At 70.2% G+C, this 14,885-nt stretch carries 14 protein-coding genes; 4 read left to right on the forward strand and 10 right to left on the reverse strand.

Features of this window, described 5'->3' with window-relative positions; genetic code table 11:
- Positions 1-52: 52 nt before the first annotated feature.
- The 4 genes from ACP7TJ_RS08440 to ACP7TJ_RS08455 form a co-directional block, all read right to left on the reverse strand.
- Entirely contained in the window at positions 53-1,690 is a 1,638-nt protein-coding gene (locus ACP7TJ_RS08440) for a cytochrome bc1 complex cytochrome b subunit (RefSeq protein WP_093767958.1), read from the reverse strand.
- Positions 1,687-2,745 carry a cytochrome bc1 complex Rieske iron-sulfur subunit gene (locus tag ACP7TJ_RS08445; protein WP_093767957.1) on the reverse strand — a complete coding sequence of 353 codons (1,059 nt, stop codon included), beginning with the start codon at positions 2,743-2,745 and terminating at the stop codon, positions 1,687-1,689. The genes ACP7TJ_RS08440 and ACP7TJ_RS08445 overlap by 4 nt, the downstream gene beginning before the upstream one ends.
- Complete coding sequence (locus ACP7TJ_RS08450; protein WP_093767956.1) at positions 2,742-3,554, reverse strand: cytochrome bc1 complex diheme cytochrome c subunit; 813 nt, start codon at positions 3,552-3,554, stop codon at positions 2,742-2,744. Before ACP7TJ_RS08450 ends, ACP7TJ_RS08445 begins: the two co-directional genes overlap by 4 nt.
- An 81-nt stretch (positions 3,555-3,635) precedes the next feature.
- Positions 3,636-4,247 carry an aa3-type cytochrome oxidase subunit III gene (locus ACP7TJ_RS08455; protein ID WP_031019600.1) on the reverse strand — a complete coding sequence of 204 codons (612 nt, stop codon included), beginning with the start codon at positions 4,245-4,247 and terminating at the stop codon, positions 3,636-3,638.
- Positions 4,248-4,462: 215 nt separating this feature from the next.
- On the opposite strand from ACP7TJ_RS08455, the gene ACP7TJ_RS08460 reads away from it, so the two are divergent.
- The gene (locus ACP7TJ_RS08460; protein ID WP_093767955.1) at positions 4,463-4,864 is read left to right on the forward strand and encodes a response regulator transcription factor; all 402 of its coding nucleotides are present in this window, start codon (positions 4,463-4,465) and stop codon (positions 4,862-4,864) included.
- 75 nt (positions 4,865-4,939) lie between these two features.
- Here ACP7TJ_RS08460 and ACP7TJ_RS08465 read toward each other — a convergent pair whose 3' ends face one another.
- From ACP7TJ_RS08465 to coxB, 4 genes are all read right to left on the reverse strand, one after another.
- Positions 4,940-6,226 (reverse strand): L,D-transpeptidase, encoded by a 1,287-nt coding sequence (locus ACP7TJ_RS08465; RefSeq protein ID WP_386002098.1) that lies wholly within the window; start codon positions 6,224-6,226, stop codon positions 4,940-4,942.
- A gap of 130 nt (positions 6,227-6,356) precedes the next feature.
- Positions 6,357-6,755, reverse strand: coding sequence for a cytochrome c oxidase subunit 4 (locus ACP7TJ_RS08470; protein WP_093767953.1), 399 nt, complete (start codon positions 6,753-6,755; stop codon positions 6,357-6,359).
- Positions 6,752-8,488 carry an aa3-type cytochrome oxidase subunit I gene (gene ctaD / locus ACP7TJ_RS08475; RefSeq protein ID WP_093767952.1) on the reverse strand — a complete coding sequence of 579 codons (1,737 nt, stop codon included), beginning with the start codon at positions 8,486-8,488 and terminating at the stop codon, positions 6,752-6,754. The genes ACP7TJ_RS08470 and ctaD overlap by 4 nt, the downstream gene beginning before the upstream one ends.
- Positions 8,485-9,477 carry an aa3-type cytochrome oxidase subunit II gene (gene coxB, locus ACP7TJ_RS08480; RefSeq protein WP_019522014.1) on the reverse strand — a complete coding sequence of 331 codons (993 nt, stop codon included), beginning with the start codon at positions 9,475-9,477 and terminating at the stop codon, positions 8,485-8,487. The genes ctaD and coxB overlap by 4 nt, the downstream gene beginning before the upstream one ends.
- A gap of 263 nt (positions 9,478-9,740) precedes the next feature.
- Here coxB and ACP7TJ_RS08485 point away from each other — a divergent pair, with 263 nt between their 5' ends.
- Positions 9,741-11,129 (forward strand): cysteine desulfurase/sulfurtransferase TusA family protein, encoded by a 1,389-nt coding sequence (locus ACP7TJ_RS08485; RefSeq protein ID WP_427762665.1) that lies wholly within the window; start codon positions 9,741-9,743, stop codon positions 11,127-11,129.
- A gap of 12 nt (positions 11,130-11,141) precedes the next feature.
- Here ACP7TJ_RS08485 and ACP7TJ_RS08490 read toward each other — a convergent pair whose 3' ends face one another.
- Complete coding sequence (locus tag ACP7TJ_RS08490; RefSeq protein ID WP_427762667.1) at positions 11,142-12,116, reverse strand: carbohydrate kinase family protein; 975 nt, start codon at positions 12,114-12,116, stop codon at positions 11,142-11,144.
- 129 nt (positions 12,117-12,245) lie between these two features.
- On the opposite strand from ACP7TJ_RS08490, the gene ACP7TJ_RS08495 reads away from it, so the two are divergent.
- Both ACP7TJ_RS08495 and ACP7TJ_RS08500 read left to right on the forward strand, forming a co-directional pair.
- Entirely contained in the window at positions 12,246-12,455 is a 210-nt protein-coding gene (locus ACP7TJ_RS08495; protein WP_093767949.1) for a hypothetical protein, read from the forward strand.
- Positions 12,456-12,598: 143 nt separating this feature from the next.
- On the forward strand, positions 12,599-14,395 hold the full coding sequence (locus ACP7TJ_RS08500; RefSeq protein ID WP_427762669.1) for a hypothetical protein: 1,797 nt from the start codon (positions 12,599-12,601) through the stop codon (positions 14,393-14,395).
- 90 nt (positions 14,396-14,485) lie between these two features.
- Here ACP7TJ_RS08500 and erpA read toward each other — a convergent pair whose 3' ends face one another.
- Positions 14,486-14,842, reverse strand: coding sequence for an iron-sulfur cluster insertion protein ErpA (erpA, locus tag ACP7TJ_RS08505; protein ID WP_019522019.1), 357 nt, complete (start codon positions 14,840-14,842; stop codon positions 14,486-14,488).
- Positions 14,843-14,885 lie beyond the last annotated feature (43 nt).

Consider the following 14,885-nt stretch of genomic DNA (forward strand, 5'->3'; position numbering starts at 1 on the left):
GAACGGACGGGGGCCCTTCGCTGTCGTGTGGCGACGGGTGGAGCTTCGGGGATCAGTGGTGGCCGTGGCCGCTCGTGATCTCCTTGTACTCCTCGACGGTCGGCTTCGGAATCTGCGACTCCTCGCCGTAGAAGCCCTTGCTGAGCTTCGCGCGCAGCTTCTCGCCGGCCTTCACCTTGCGCCGGACGCCGTTCTCGTCGACCTCCGGGCCGAGCTCGAGCGGCTTGGGCTGCTCGTGCGCGGTGAGGGTGTACAGCTGCTCCTGGCTGAGCGGCTCGTGCACCTCGATGAACTCACCGTGCGGCAGGCGCTTGATGATGCCCGACTCGCGGCCGTGCAGCACCTTCTCCTTGTCCCGGCGCTGCAGGCCGAGGCAGATCCGCTTGGTGACGATGAACGCCACGACCGGGGCGACGAAGAACGCGACCCGGACGAACCAGGTGATGGCGTTGATCGACAGGTGGAAGTGCGTGGCCCAGATGTCGTTGCCACCGCCGACGAGGAGCACGAAGTACAGCGTGATCCACGCGACGCCGAAGGCGGTGCGCGTCGGGGCGTTGCGCGGGCGGTCCAGGATGTGGTGCTCGCGCTTGTCGCCGGTGACCCAGGACTCGATGAACGGGTACACCGCGATGGCGACCAGGACCAGCGGGAAGATCAGCAGCGGGATGAACACACCCAGGACGAGCGTGTGACCCCAGAAGTTGATCTCCCAGCCCGGCATGACACGGATCAGGCCCTCGGAGAAGCCCATGTACCAGTCGGGCTGGGCGCCGGTGGAGACCATGTCGGGCCGGTAGGGGCCGATGGACCAGATCGGGTTGATCGTGGCGATCGCCGAGACGGCCGCGAGCACACCGAAGACCAGGAAGAAGAAGCCTCCGGCCTTGGCCATGTACACCGGCAGCAGCGGCATGCCGACCACGTTCTTGTTGGTCTTTCCGGGGCCCGCGAACTGCGTGTGCTTGTGGTAGAAGACCAGGATCAGGTGCGCCACCACGAGGCCGAGCATGATGCCCGGCAGCAGCAGGACGTGGATCGAGAAGAACCGGGCGACGAAGTCGTCGCCGGGGAACTCGCCGCCGAAGAGGAAGAACGAGATGTACGTGCCGACGATCGGCACGGACAGGATCGCGCCCTCCATGAAGCGGATACCGGTGCCCGAGAGCAGGTCGTCCGGGAGCGAGTAGCCGGTGAAACCGGTGAACATGCCGAGGACGAACAGCAGGAAGCCGAACAGCCAGTTGATCTCACGCGGCTTGCGGAACGCGCCGGTGAAGAACACGCGCATCATGTGCACGAACATGCCGGCCAGGAAGACCAGCGCGGCCCAGTGGTGGATCTGCCGGATGAGCAGACCGCCACGGACGTCGAAGCTGATGTCCAGCGTCGACTTGTAGGCCTCACTCATCAGCTGGCCCTGCAGCGGGACGTAGCTGCCGTGGTACTCCACCTCGTTCATCGACGGGTGGAAGAACAGGGTCAGGTACACACCCGTGAGGATGATGATGATGAAGCTGTAGAGGCAGATCTCGCCCAGCATGAACGACCAGTGGTCGGGGAAGATCTTGCGCATGTTGGCCTTGGCCAGGGAGTAGATCCCCAGTCGGCCGTCGGCCCAGTCGGCGACCCGCTCACCGGCCGGCGCCTTCCCGCGGGCGCGGGAATCGGTGCTCGTCGTAGTACTCATCCGCGCTCCCAGAAAGCAGGACCGACGGGCTCGTCGAAGTCACCGAGCGCTTCGAGGTAGCCCTCGTCGTTCACGCCGATGCGCAGCTGCGGCAGGGCGTGGCCGGCGGGTCCGAAGATGACCTTGGCCCCGTCGGAAAGGTCGAAGGTGGACTGGTGGCAGGGGCACAGGGCGTGGTGCGTCTGCTGCTCGTACAGGGAGATCGGGCAACCGACGTGGGTGCAGATCTTCGAGTAGGCCAGGATGCCCTCGTGCGACCACTCGAGCGAACGCTTGTCCTTGATGTCGTCCGGCTGGATGCGGACGAGCATCAGGGCGGCCTTGGCGATCTCCGTCTGGAACCCGTGGTCGTGCTCCTCCAGGCCCTCGGGCTTGGCGAAGGTCAGCGAACCCACGATCAGGTCCGACGGGCGCAGCGGCTCGTTGGTGTTCATGTTGACGAGCAGCTTGCCCTTGGACCACAGGGTGTGGCGCAGCTTCGTGCCGGGCAGCGGGCCGAGGTCGCGCAGCAGCACCACGCCGGAGAGCGGGAACAGGGCCAGCGCGCCGAACATGGTGTTGCGGATCAGCTTGCGGCGGCCGAGCACGGACTCCTTGGCGCCCTGGCGGAAGTCGTCCATGACCTTCGCGCGGACCTCGGGGGAGGCCTCGATCGGGTGACGCTCGTCGGCCAGCTCGTGGTCCGACATCAGCGTGCGGGCCCAGTGGACCGCGCCGGCGCCGATGCAGAACAGGGCGAGGCCGAGCGTCATGCCCAGCGCGAAGTTCAGCGCGCTGATGTGGCCGATCGGCCAGATGTAGACCGCCTTGTCGACCGGGATGGTCACGTACGAGGCGATGAAGCCGACGGTGGCCAGCATCGACACCGTGAACAGCAGGGCGACCGTGCGCTCGGACCGCTTGGCGGCCCGCTCGTCGATGTCCTGCACCCGCGGCTCGTGGGGCGGGAGGCCCGGGTCGGCGAACGGGTTCTGCTCGTCCGCGAGCTTCACCGCGCCGTGGCTGGTGTCCTGCGCTGCGGGCAGGTTCTCTTCGGGAATGTCTTGGCTACTCATGACTTCTTGGCCTTTGCGGTCCGAGCGGCGACCCAGACGGCGACCGCGATCAGCGCGCCCAGTCCGAAGACCCACGCGAACAGACCCTCGGAAACGGGGCCGAGGCCGCCCAGCGACAGGCCGCCCGGGCTCTCGGTGTCCTCGCCGTTGACCGCGTCGAGGTACGCGATGATGTCCTTCTTGTTCTGCTCCGACAGCGTGCTGTCGGGGAAGGAGGGCATGTTCTGCGGGCCGGTGAGCATGGCCTCGTAGATGTGCTTGGGCGTGACGCCCTCCAGGCTCGGGGCGTACTTGCCGTGCGTGAGCGCACCGCCCTTGCCGGTGAAGTTGTGGCACTGCGCGCAGTTGTTGCGGAACAGCTCGCCGCCCTTGGCCGCGTCGGCGCCCTCGGGGCCGTACTGCTCCTCGGTCGGGACGGCCGGGCCGGCGCCCAGGGAGGCGATGTACGCCGCCAGCTGGTCGATCTCGGCCTGGGAGTAGATGTTCTTCTTGCGCGGGACCTGCGCGCCCTGCGAGGTGGCGGCCGGCATACGGCCGGTGGCCACCTGGAAGTCGACCGCCGCGGCGCCCACGCCCACCAGGCTCGGGCCGTCGGACGTGCCCTGACCGCCGGTGCCGTGGCAGCTCGCGCAGCCGACGGTGTAAAGCTTCTTGCCCTCCTCGATGGTGAGGGACTGGGCGGTTTCGTCGGCCTGCGCCTTGTCCGCGGGTGCGAACACGGCGTACAGCCCCCCGGTGCATGCCAGCGCGAGGAGTAGGACGACGAGCGCCGCCAGCGGATGGCGTCGTCGTGCGGAGAGCTTTTTCACGGATTACCCCGGTGTCAGGATCTTCTGCGTCGATGCTTCTGTTGGGTGCGCTGTGACCAGCGCGCGCGGATGAGGGCCCGCCTACTTGATCATGTAGATCGTGGCGAAGAGGCCGATCCAGACGACATCGACGAAGTGCCAGTAATAGGACACGACGATGGCCGCGGTCGCCTGCTCGTGAGTGAACCTCCGGGCCGCGTAGGTCCGGCCCAGGACCAGCAGGAAGGCGATCAGGCCGCCCGTCACGTGCAGGCCGTGGAAGCCGGTGGTCAGGTAGAAGGCCGAGCCGTACGGGTCGGAGGAGAGGGACAGGCCCTCGTGCTTGACCAGCTCGGTGTACTCGAAGACCTGGCCGCCGATGAACACCGCGCCCATGATGAAGGTGACGATGAACCACATCCGGAGCTTCTTCACGTCACCGCGCTCGGCGGCGAAGACGCCGAGCTGGCAGGTGAGCGAGGAGAGCACCAGGATCGTGGTGTTCGTCGCCGAGAACGGGAAGTTCAGCAGGTCGGCCTTCTCCGACCAGAAGTCGGGTCCGGTCACCGATCGCAGGGTGAAGTACATCGCGAAGAGGGCCGCGAAGAACATCAGCTCGGAACTCAGCCAGATGATGGTTCCGACGCTGGTGAGGTTCGGTCGGTTGACCGACGGGTGCGCGTGCCCGGTGTCTACTGTCGTTGCTGTCGCCACGCCGACATTATGTCGGTCGCTTATCCCGCCCTCACTCCCGGGGGTGCCGTTCGGTGTGTTCGCCCCTCCTGGACTGCCCGTATGGCCCAGGGGAGCCCCCTTCGAAGCCATGTCCGAACCGGTGTTGAGGGGCGGTCCGAAGGGGTAGCATCCGCGCCATCGGTACCCGAAGTTCCCGACAGAGCCGTGCCCTCTCTCTTACGCGTGGAGGAACAATGCAGGCGACCGCCACGGTGCTGGTCTACAGCGACGACGCCAACACCCGGGAGCAGGTGCGGCTCGCCACCGGGCGGCGGCCGGCGCCGGACGTGCCCGTCGTGGAGTTCGTGGAGTGCGCGACGCCGGCGGCCGTGCTCATGGAGCTGGACCGGGGCGGCATCGACGTGTGCGTCCTGGACGGCGAGGCCGTGCCGATGGGCGGCATGGGCCTGTGCCGGCAGATCAAGGACGAGGTCTTCAACTGCCCTCCGGTGCTGCTGCTGATCGGGCGCCCGCAGGACGCCTGGCTGGCGACCTGGAGCCGCGCGGAGGCCGCGGTGACGCTCCCGGTGGAGCCGGTGGAGTTCGCGAACGCCCTGGCCTCGCTGCTGCGCCGGAAGGCGCTGGCGGGCGCCTGAGGCCTCCGCGCCGGCCTTCGCCACCGACGGGGCCGCCGGCCGCCCGTGGGCGTGCGCGGCGGCCCTGGGCGCTTCTCACACGGCCGAGGGCCGCAGCCGTGCCGCCTCCTGGGCGGGGCCGGGGGTCTTCCCGCTGCCCGTGAGGGCGCTGCCCTCACGCCACTTGTCCCAGTTCAGGTTCCAGTCGCCGAAGCCGTTGCCGAACGGCTCCATGGTGTCGCCGTCCGAGTTCACGACCTCCACGAGGTCGCCCTCGCGGACGGTGTCGAAGAACCACTCGGCGTCGGCGGTGCTCATCCCCACGCAGCCGTGACTGACGTTGGCGTAGCCCTGCGAGCCGACCGACCAGGGGGCGGCGTGCACGTACTCGCCGCTCCAGGTCACCCGGGTGGCGAAGTGCACGTCCAGGTCGTACGACTCGGCGGATCCCTCGGCGATGCCGACGGTGGTGCTGCGCATGCGTACGAAGCGTTCCTTGGCGAGCACCACCTTGACGCCGTTGCGGGTCTCGAAGCCGGGCTTGCCGGTGGTGACGGGGATCTGCTTGATCTCCTCGCCGTTCTTGTGGACCGTCAGCTGGTGCGCGGCCGCGTCCGTGACGGCTATCACACGGTCACCGGTGCGGATGGTGAGCGGCTTGGCGGCGTCGCCGCGCAGCCGGTCGCCGATCTTGATGCCCTCCAGGTTGCTGCGCACCTGGACGGTGGCGTGGGCCGGCCAGTACTCCTTGGGCCGGAAGTGCAGCTTCTTGTCGTCGACCCAGTACCAGGCGCCGGTGACGGAGGGCGTGGAGTCGACCTTCAGGCCGCGTTCCACGACGGCCCGCTGCGCCGGGTCCTCGACCGGCTCGCTGAGCTCCGCGACGAGCGGCTGGCCGACGCCGTACGTGCCCGCCTCGGGGCCGAAGGTGACGCCCAGGCGCTTGGCGGCGCCGGGCTTGCCGGTGGTGAAGGTGAGGACCTTGCGGCCGGGCCTGCCGTCCTCGTCCTCGGTGCTCACGCGGACCGTGTACTGCGCGGAGGCGGCCAGCGCGGTGGTGCTGTGCCAGCGGCTGCCGTCGGCGGCCAGTTCGCCTGCCAGGTGCCGTCCGGAGGCGTCCACGGCGACGACGTCGGTGATGCGCCCGTCGGAGTCCTCGGCGACGATCTCCAGGGGCTTGTCGGGGTCGGCGGGCTTCCCCTCGTCGAGGGAGCCGCTGAAAGAGATCTGGTCCGCCGCGTCGTACGGCTCGGCGGACAGCGGGCTGCCGTCTGAGGAGCAGCCGGTGACGCCCGCGCCGAGGGCCGCCACCAGCAGTGCGCAGCCGACGATGCGGAGCCGCGTGCCGCGGAGGCCGGTGCGGGGGGACTCTGTGTCTCTCATGGCCTCACGCTAGGGAGCCGTGCGGGCCTCGGCTCACCGGACGGCCCGAACGGGTGAGGCGGATGCGCCGACAGCGGGAGCCCGGACCCTCCTGACGGAGTGTCCGGGCTCCCGGGCGCCGTACGGCGTGCTACTGGGTGCGGTTCTCACCGCGGTAGTACTCGAAGACCCAGCCCCACAGACCGATCAGCAGAAGCGGCGCGGAGAAGTACATCAGCCACCAGCCGATCGCCACGCCCATGAAGGCCAGGGCGGCGCCCGCGGCCAGGGACAGCGGCTGCCAGCTGTGCGGGCTGAAGAACCCGACCTCGCCGGCGTCGTCGGCGACGTCCGCCTCCTTGTTGTCCTGGGCGCCCACGTCGACCCGCCGGGCGGTGAAGCCCAGGTAGAAGCCGATCATGATGCTCAGGCCGAAGGCCAGGACGAGGGCGGTGGTGCCGACCGGCTCCTTCGACCAGACGCCGTAGACCACGGCGACGGCCAGGAAGAAGACACTCAGCCAGATGAACATCTTGCCCTGGATCTTCACTTGCCGGCCTCCTTGCCGCCGGAGAGGGCCTTCTCGCCGTGACCGGCGTTCTCGAGCTCGTCGAGCGCGGCGATCTCCGGGTGGTGCAGGTCGAACGCCGGGGATTCACTGCGGATCCGCGGCAGGGTGAGGAAGTTGTGCCGGGGCGGCGGGCAGGAGGTCGCCCACTCCAGGGAGCGGCCGTAGCCCCACGGGTCGTCGACCTCGACCGGCTTGCCGTACTTGGCGGTCTTCCACACGTTGTAGAAGAACGGCAGCAGCGACATGCCGAGGAGGAACGAGGCGATCGTCGAGACCGTGTTCAGGGCGGTGAAGCCGTCCGCGGCCAGGTAGTCCGCGTACCGGCGCGGCATGCCCTCGACGCCCAGCCAGTGCTGGACCAGGAAGGTGCCGTGGAAGCCGATGAACAGCGTCCAGAAGGTGATCTTGCCGAGCCGCTCGTCGAGCATCTTGCCGGTGAACTTCGGCCACCAGAAGTGGAAGCCGGCGAACATCGCGAACACCACGGTGCCGAACACCACGTAGTGGAAGTGCGCCACCACGAAGTACGAGTCGGAGACGTGGAAGTCCAGCGGCGGCGAGGCCAGGATGACGCCGGTCAGACCGCCGAAGGTGAACGTGATGAGGAAGCCCAGCGTCCACAGCATCGGCGTCTCGAAGGACAGGCTGCCCTTCCACATGGTGCCGATCCAGTTGAAGAACTTCACACCGGTCGGGACCGCGATCAGGAAGGTCATGAAGGAGAAGAACGGCAGCAGCACACCGCCCGTGACGTACATGTGGTGCGCCCACACCGTCACCGACAGACCCGCGATCGCGATGGTCGCGCCGATGAGACCCATGTAGCCGAACATCGGCTTGCGGGAGAACACCGGGATGATCTCGGAGACGATGCCGAAGAACGGCAGCGCGATGATGTACACCTCGGGGTGACCGAAGAACCAGAAGAGGTGCTGCCACAGCAGCGCTCCGCCGTTCGTCGAGTCGAAGATGTGCGCCCCGAACTTGCGGTCCGCCTCCAGGGCGAACAGCGCGGCGGCGAGCACCGGGAAGGCGAGCAGCACCAGCACACCGGTGAGCAGGACGTTCCAGGTGAAGATCGGCATGCGGAACATCGTCATGCCGGGGGCACGCATGCAGATGATGGTCGTGATGAAGTTGACCGCGCCGAGGATGGTGCCGAAGCCGGAGAGGGCGAGGCCCATGATCCACATGTCGGAGCCGATGCCCGGCGAGCGGACCGCGTCCGACAGCGGCGCGTAGGCGAACCAGCCGAAGCTGGCGGCGCCGTCCGGCGTCAGGAAGCCGCCGACCGCGATGAGCGAGCCGAACGAGTAGAGCCAGTAGGCGAACATGTTCAGCCGCGGGAACGCCACGTCGGGCGCGCCGATCTGCAGCGGCATGATCCAGTTCGCGAAGCCGGCGAACAGCGGCGTCGCGAACATCAGCAGCATGATCGTGCCGTGCATCGTGAACGCCTGGTTGAACTGCTCGTTCGACACGATCTGCAGGCCCGGGCGGGCCAGCTCGGCGCGCATCACCAGGGCCATCACGCCGCCGATGACGAAGAAGACGAACGACGTCACCAGGTACATCGTGCCGATCGTCTTGTGGTCCGTGGTCGTCAGCCACTTGACCACGACGCTGCCACGGTTCTGGCGCCTGACCGGCAGTTCGTCCTCGTAGTGGGACCCAGCTGCCGCGGCACCCTTGGGTTCGTTGAGGATGCTCACAGGATGTTCGACTCCCGGTTCTTCTCGGGGCCGGACTGCTCGATGCCCGCGGGCACGTAGCCCTTCTGCCCCTTCTTCGCGAGGTCCTTCAGGTGCTGCTCGTACCGCTCGGGGGAGACGACCTTCACGTTGAACAGCATCCGGGAGTGGTCGACGCCGCAGAGTTCGGCGCACTTGCCGAGGAAGGTGCCCTCACGGTTGGGGGTCACCTCGAAGGCGTTGGTGTGGCCCGGGATGACGTCCTGCTTCATCAGGAACGGCACCACCCAGAAGGAGTGGATGACGTCACGCGAGGTCAGCACGAAGCGGACCCGCTTGCCCTCGGGCAGCCACAGGGTGGGGCCCGGGTTGTTGGTCTGCGGGTTCCGGGTTCCGGGGATGCCGCAGTCGTAGACACCGCCCGCGTCGGCCGGGAAGGCCTCCTTGTAGCGGTCCGGAATCGCGTCGAGTTCCTTGGACGTCTTGGCGTCGCCCGTGGAACCCTCGACGTTCTCGACGTAGTTGAAGCACCAGCTCCACTGGAAGCCGACCACGTTCACCGTGACGTCGGGCTTCTTCTCGAGCTTCAGCAGCTCGGATTCGTCGCGGGCGGTGAAGTAGAAGAACACCGAGACGATGATGAGGGGGACCACCGTGTACAACGCCTCGATGGGCATGTTGTACCGGGTCTGCGGAGGTACCTCGACCTTGGTGCGGCTGCGCCGGTGGAAGAAAGCACTCCACAGGATCAGGCCCCACACCAGCACGCCGACGGCGAGCGCGGCCGCCCAGGACCCCTGCCACAGGGAGAGGATCCGGGGAGCCTCTTCCGTCGTGGGGGTGGGCATGCCAAGGCGGGGGAAGTCCTCCCATGTGCAACCGGTGGCGGTCGCCAGGACCAGGCCCGCGGTCAGTGCCTGCAGCAGCTTCCGCCGCATCGGGCGCCGCGGCTTGGGGGTACCGCCCACGCCTTCCAGGCCGTGGGGGAGGTCGGAGCCGTTGGGACTCACGTAGCGCCTTCCCGAGAGTCTCGCCCGCGCTGTTCGGCTGCGGCCTGGCCTTCTCGCTGGTCGGTCGCCGCCCTGCGTCGGGCAGGGGTTTGGATGTTTATGCGGACCAAACCCTAGCCGACGCTCTTCGAGGGGTCGCGGGGAGGGGTGCCTAGTGGGTCGGGGGGTTCGCCGGTTCGGCGGCTGCGGGTGCGTCGGGGCTGGTCGCGCCGTTCCCCGCGCCCCTGGGGATGGTGCGGTTGCCGGGGTTCTAACGTTGGCGTATGTCCTACTTCGATGCCGCCTCCGCGGCTCCCCTCCACCCTGTTGCCCGTCAGGCTCTGCTAGCGTCGCTGGGCGAAGGGTGGGCCGATCCCGCGCGGTTGTACAAGGAGGGGCGGCGGGCCCGGCTGCTGCTGGACGCGGCGCGGGAGGCGGCCGCGGAGGCCGTGGGCTGCCGTCCCGACGAGCTGGTGTTCACCCCGTCCGGGACGGCCGCGGTGCACTCCGGGATCGCGGGGGCGCTGGCCGGGCGGCGGCGCACCGGGCGTCACCTGATCGTGTCAGCGGTCGAACACTCTTCTGTACTCCATACGGCGGAAGTTCACCGGGACGGCGGCGGCACGGTCACAGAAGTCCCGGTGGACCGCACGGGCGCCGTGCGCCCCGCGGAGTTCGCCGAGGCGCTGCGGCCGGACACCGCGCTGGCCTGCCTGCAGTCCGCCAACCACGAGGTGGGCACCCTCCAGCCGGTGGCGGAGGCGGCCGAGGCGTGCCGGGCCGCCGGTGTGCCGCTGCTGGTGGACGCGGCCCAGTCGCTGGGCTGGGGACCGGTCGAGGGCGACTGGTCGCTGCTCGCGGCGAGCGCCCACAAGTGGGGCGGGCCCTCGGGGGTGGGTCTGCTCGTGGTGCGCAAGGGCGTGCGGTTCGCCCCCCAGGGTCCGCGGGACGAGCGGGAGTCGGGTCGGGCGCCCGGCTTCGAGAACCTCCCGGCGATCGTGGCCGCGGCGGCGTCGCTGCGGGCGGTGCGGGCGGAGGCCGTCCAGGAGGCGGCCCGGCTGCGGGAACTGACGGAGCGGATCCGGGCGCGGGTGCCGGCGCTGGTGCCGGACGTGGAGGTGGTCGGGGACCCGGAGCGGCGGCTGCCGGGCGTCGTGACCTTCTCGTGTCTCTATGTCGACGGGGAGACCGTGCTGCACGAGCTGGACCGGGCCGGCTTCTCCGTGTCGTCCGGCTCGTCCTGCACCAGCAGCACGCTGACGCCCAGCCATGTGCTGAGGGCGATGGGGGTGCTCAGCGAGGGCAACGTCCGCGTCTCGCTGCCGCCGGGCACGACGGAGGAGGACGTGGAGCGTTTCCTCGCCGTGCTGCCGGGGGTGGTGGCCGGGGTGCGGGAGAAGCTCGGCGCGCCGGTGTCCCGGACGGAGACCGTCACCGAGGAGCGGGACGAGGCGCTGGTGGTGGACGCGCTGGGGCGGCGCTGCCCGATCCCGGTGATCGAGCTGGCCAAGGTGATCGGCGACGTGCCGGTGGGCGGCCTGGTGCGGGTCCTCGCCGACGACGAGGCGGCCCGGCTGGACATCCCCGCGTGGTGCGAGATGCGCGGCCAGGAGTACGTCGGCGAACAGCCGGCGGACCGGGGCGCGGCCTATGTGGTCCGCCGGCTGTCCTGACGTGACCGGCGGTCAGCCCAGGTGCTCGCGCACCTCGGTGGCGGCGTCGTCGCCGTAGGCCTTGGTGAAGCGCTCCATGAAGTGGCCGCGGCGCAGCTGGTACTCCTGGGTGCCGACCGTCTCGATGACGAGGGTCGCCAGCATGCAGCCGACCTGCGCGGCGCGCTCCAGCGAGACGCCCCACGCCAGGCCGGACAGGAAGCCGGCGCGGAAGGCGTCGCCGACGCCGGTGGGGTCGGCCTTGCGCTCCTCGTCGGGGCAGGCGACCTCGACGACCGGCTCGCCGGCCCGCTCGATGCGCACGCCGCGGGCGCCGAGGGTGGTGACGCGGTGGCCGACCTTGGCGAGGATCTCCTCGTCGGTCCAGCCGGTCTTCGTCTGGATGAGGCCCTTCTCGTACTCGTTGGAGAAGAGGTACGTGGCCCCCTCCAGCAGTATCCGGATCTCCTCCCCGTCCATGCGGGCGATCTGCTGGGAGAAGTCGGCGGCGAAGGGAATGCCCCGCGAGCGGCACTCCTCGGTGTGCCGGAGCATCGCCTCCGGGTCGTCGGCCCCGACGGACACCAGGTCGAGGCCGCCCACGCGGTCGGCGACGGTCTTCAGCTCGATCAGCCGGGCCTCGCTCATCGCGCCCGTGTAGAAGGAGCCGATCTGGTTGTGGTCGGAGTCCGTGGTGCACACGAAGCGGGCGGTGTGCAGCGTGTCCGAGATGCGGACGGAGTCGGTGTCGACGCCGTGCCGCTCCAGCCAGGCCCGGTACTCGTCGAAGTCGAAGCCGGCCGCGCCGACCAGGATCGGGCGGGTGCCGAGCTGGCCCATGCCGAAGGCGATGTTCGCGGCCACCCCGCCGCGACGCACGTCGAGGTTGTCGACCAGGAAGGACAGCGAGACCGTGTGCAGCTGGTCCGCGACGAGCTGGTCGGCGAACCGGCCGGGGAAGGTCATGAGGTGGTCGGTGGCGATGGAGCCGGTGACTGCGATGCGCACGGCGTGGATTCTCCTGAGGGAGGGGGCTTGACACTTCACGCTACCGGGTGGGAACGGCCCGTAGAAGCAGCCGAAACTACCCGATAGTAGCTCTTTCTTCGCGGCTGTCGGCGTGCATACGGTGCGGACATGACGAACATCAAGGTCCACGCCTCCGCTCCGGTCGACCTCGAGGGCGACTTGACCTCGCTGCGCGGCGACTGCGCCCGGATGGTCCCGCACTGGGCGGCGCCCGTGCGGACGGCGGCCCGGCCGGTGCCGCCCTCCCTGATCCACGGGGTGGACGTGCCGCCCGCCTCCGCGCGGATGCTGGACGCCATGTCCGACTACGGCGACTGAGCGAGCGCGGGGAACCGCGCGCTCCCCCACTGCGTCCCATCGCTGTCCCCCGTAGAGGGGATGCGGGACACGAACCCTCAGCAGCCCCGGCGCGACCGGGCAGGGTCCGCATGGGACAGCTGTGCAGGCGAAGGAGCGATGCGGTGAACACCGAGCGACCCGACCACGACGACGAGCCGCGCCCCGTCTCGGGCGACGCGCCCGACACGGGGGGCGCACGGCCGCGCACCACCTCCTCCCCGGAGGCGGCCGCCTCCGACTCCGACGCCACGCGGACGCGTGGCGCGGACGAGGACGCGGGGGCGTCGCGGTCCGAGGGTGCCGAGGGCGCGGACGCGGGGACGACGGACGCCGGAGCGGATGACGCGGAAGCCGCAGGCCCGCAGGCCGACGCGCCTTCCGACGCCCCCGGCGACGGGGACGGCGACGGCGACCACGCGTACGCCGGGTCCGAACCGGTGGTCGGCGCCGGCCACGACGGGGACCGTAGGTCGGAGGGACCCGCGCGGCGGCGGTCGCCGGCGTTGATCGCCTCCGTCGCCGCCGCCGTGCTGCTGGCCGGCGGCGGTGGGGCGTATCTCGCGGCCGGGGCGGCCGGGGACTCCGGGGGCGGTACGGCACCGGGGGCGAACGGCGACGCCACTCCCCCGCCGCTCGCCCTGGACGGCTACTCCGAGAACGGCCCGAACGGCGTCGCGCCGGGCGAGCCCAACCCGTACGGCGCGACCTACCGCGCCGAGGGCGCGCTCCCCGAGGGTCCGGACACGGCGCCCGTGTTCCATGCGCGGGGCCAGGTCGGCGAGGACCGGGTGGTCGCGCTGGCCGAGGCGCTGGGGATCGAGGGCAAGCCGGTCGCTGAGGGCGGCTCCTGGCGCATCGGCGGCCAGGACGGCTCCGGTCCGACCCTGCGCGTCGATCAGCAGGCCCCCGGCACCTGGACGTTCAGCCGGAACATCCCGGGCAGCGACAACTGCAAGGGCGCCACCTGCAAGGCCCCGACCGGCGGGGGGACGGCCGCGGTGAGCGAGGCCGCCGCGAAGAAGGCCGCCGCGCCGGTGCTGAAGGCGGTGGGCCAGGACGACGCCAAGCTGGACGCGAGCCAGGTGCTGGACGGCAGCCGTGTGGTGAACGCCGACCCGGAGGTCGGCGGGCTGCCGACGTACGGCTGGACGACCGGGGTGGTCGTCGGGGCGAGCGGCGAGGTGGTCGGCGGCAGCGGCCGGCTCGCGGAACCGGTGAAGGGGGACACGTACCCGGTGGTCGGCGCCCGCGAGGCGCTGGACGCGATGAACGGCGCGCCCGGCGCCGGGGACCGGGTGGAGATCGGCGGCTGCGCCACCCCCGTGCCGCTGGACGAGGGGGAGCAGCAGGAGCCGTGCGCCCCGGTGACGAAGCAGCCGGCCGGCGACACGGTGTCGGTGGACGAGGCGGTGTTCGGGCTGGCCGCGCACTCGATGGACGGGCGTCCCGCGCTGGTGCCGTCCTGGCTGTTCGAGGTGCGGCCCGCGGGCTCCGACACCCCGTTCACGGTGACGCATCCGGCGGTGGAGCCGGAGTTCCTCGCCTCGCCGGCGGGGTCCGGGGAGCGCCCGGGCGAGGAGCCGTCGGGCCCCGGTGACGAGCCGACGTCCGCGCCGGCCACCCGCGAGGTCCAGGTGGAGGGCTACACGGCCCAGGGCGACGAGCTGACCGTGACGTTCACCGGCGGCGTCTGCGCCGACTACAAGGCGACGGCGAGCGAGAGCGCGGGCAAGGTCACCGTGCGGGTGACCGAGACGCCCTGGCCGGACAAGGTGTGCATCCTGATCGCCAAGCAGTACGAGCGGACGCTGCGGCTGGACGCCCCGCTCGGCGACCGCCAGGTGGTGACGGCGGACGGCGAGCCGGTGCCGCTGCACAAGGGCGGCGCCCGGCTGCCCGCGCCGCCCAGCGCCCGCTGAGCGCCGCACGCGCGCACGACGAAGGCGGCGGTCCCGTGTTCACGGGGCCGCCGCCTTCGTCGGGTCGTCCGCCGGCCGGACCGGCGACGCTCAGCTGAAGGAGTCGCCGCAGGCGCAGGAACCCGTGGCGTTCGGGTTGTCGATCGTGAAGCCCTGCTTCTCGATGGTGTCGACGAAGTCGATGGTGGCGCCGCCCAGGTACGGGGCGCTCATGCGGTCGGTGACGACCTTGACGCCGCCGAAGTCCTTCACCACGTCGCCGTCGAGCGAGCGCTCGTCGAAGAAGAGCTGGTAGCGCAGGCCGGAGCAGCCGCCGGGCTGGACGGCGACGCGCAGGGCGAGGTCGTCACGGCCTTCCTGGTCGAGCAGGGCCTTGACCTTGGACGCGGCGGCGTCGGTCAGGACGATGCCGTCGGTGACGGTGGTGGTCTCGTCCGATACGGACATCTACATCTCTCCCGGGTTGTACGGAGACTGCTTGCCGACGGTT

The sequence above is a fragment of the Streptomyces sp. DSM 41931 genome, assembly GCF_050271085.1.
In the GTDB taxonomy this organism is placed as follows: Bacteria; Actinomycetota; Actinomycetes; order Streptomycetales; family Streptomycetaceae; genus Streptomyces; species Streptomyces albogriseolus.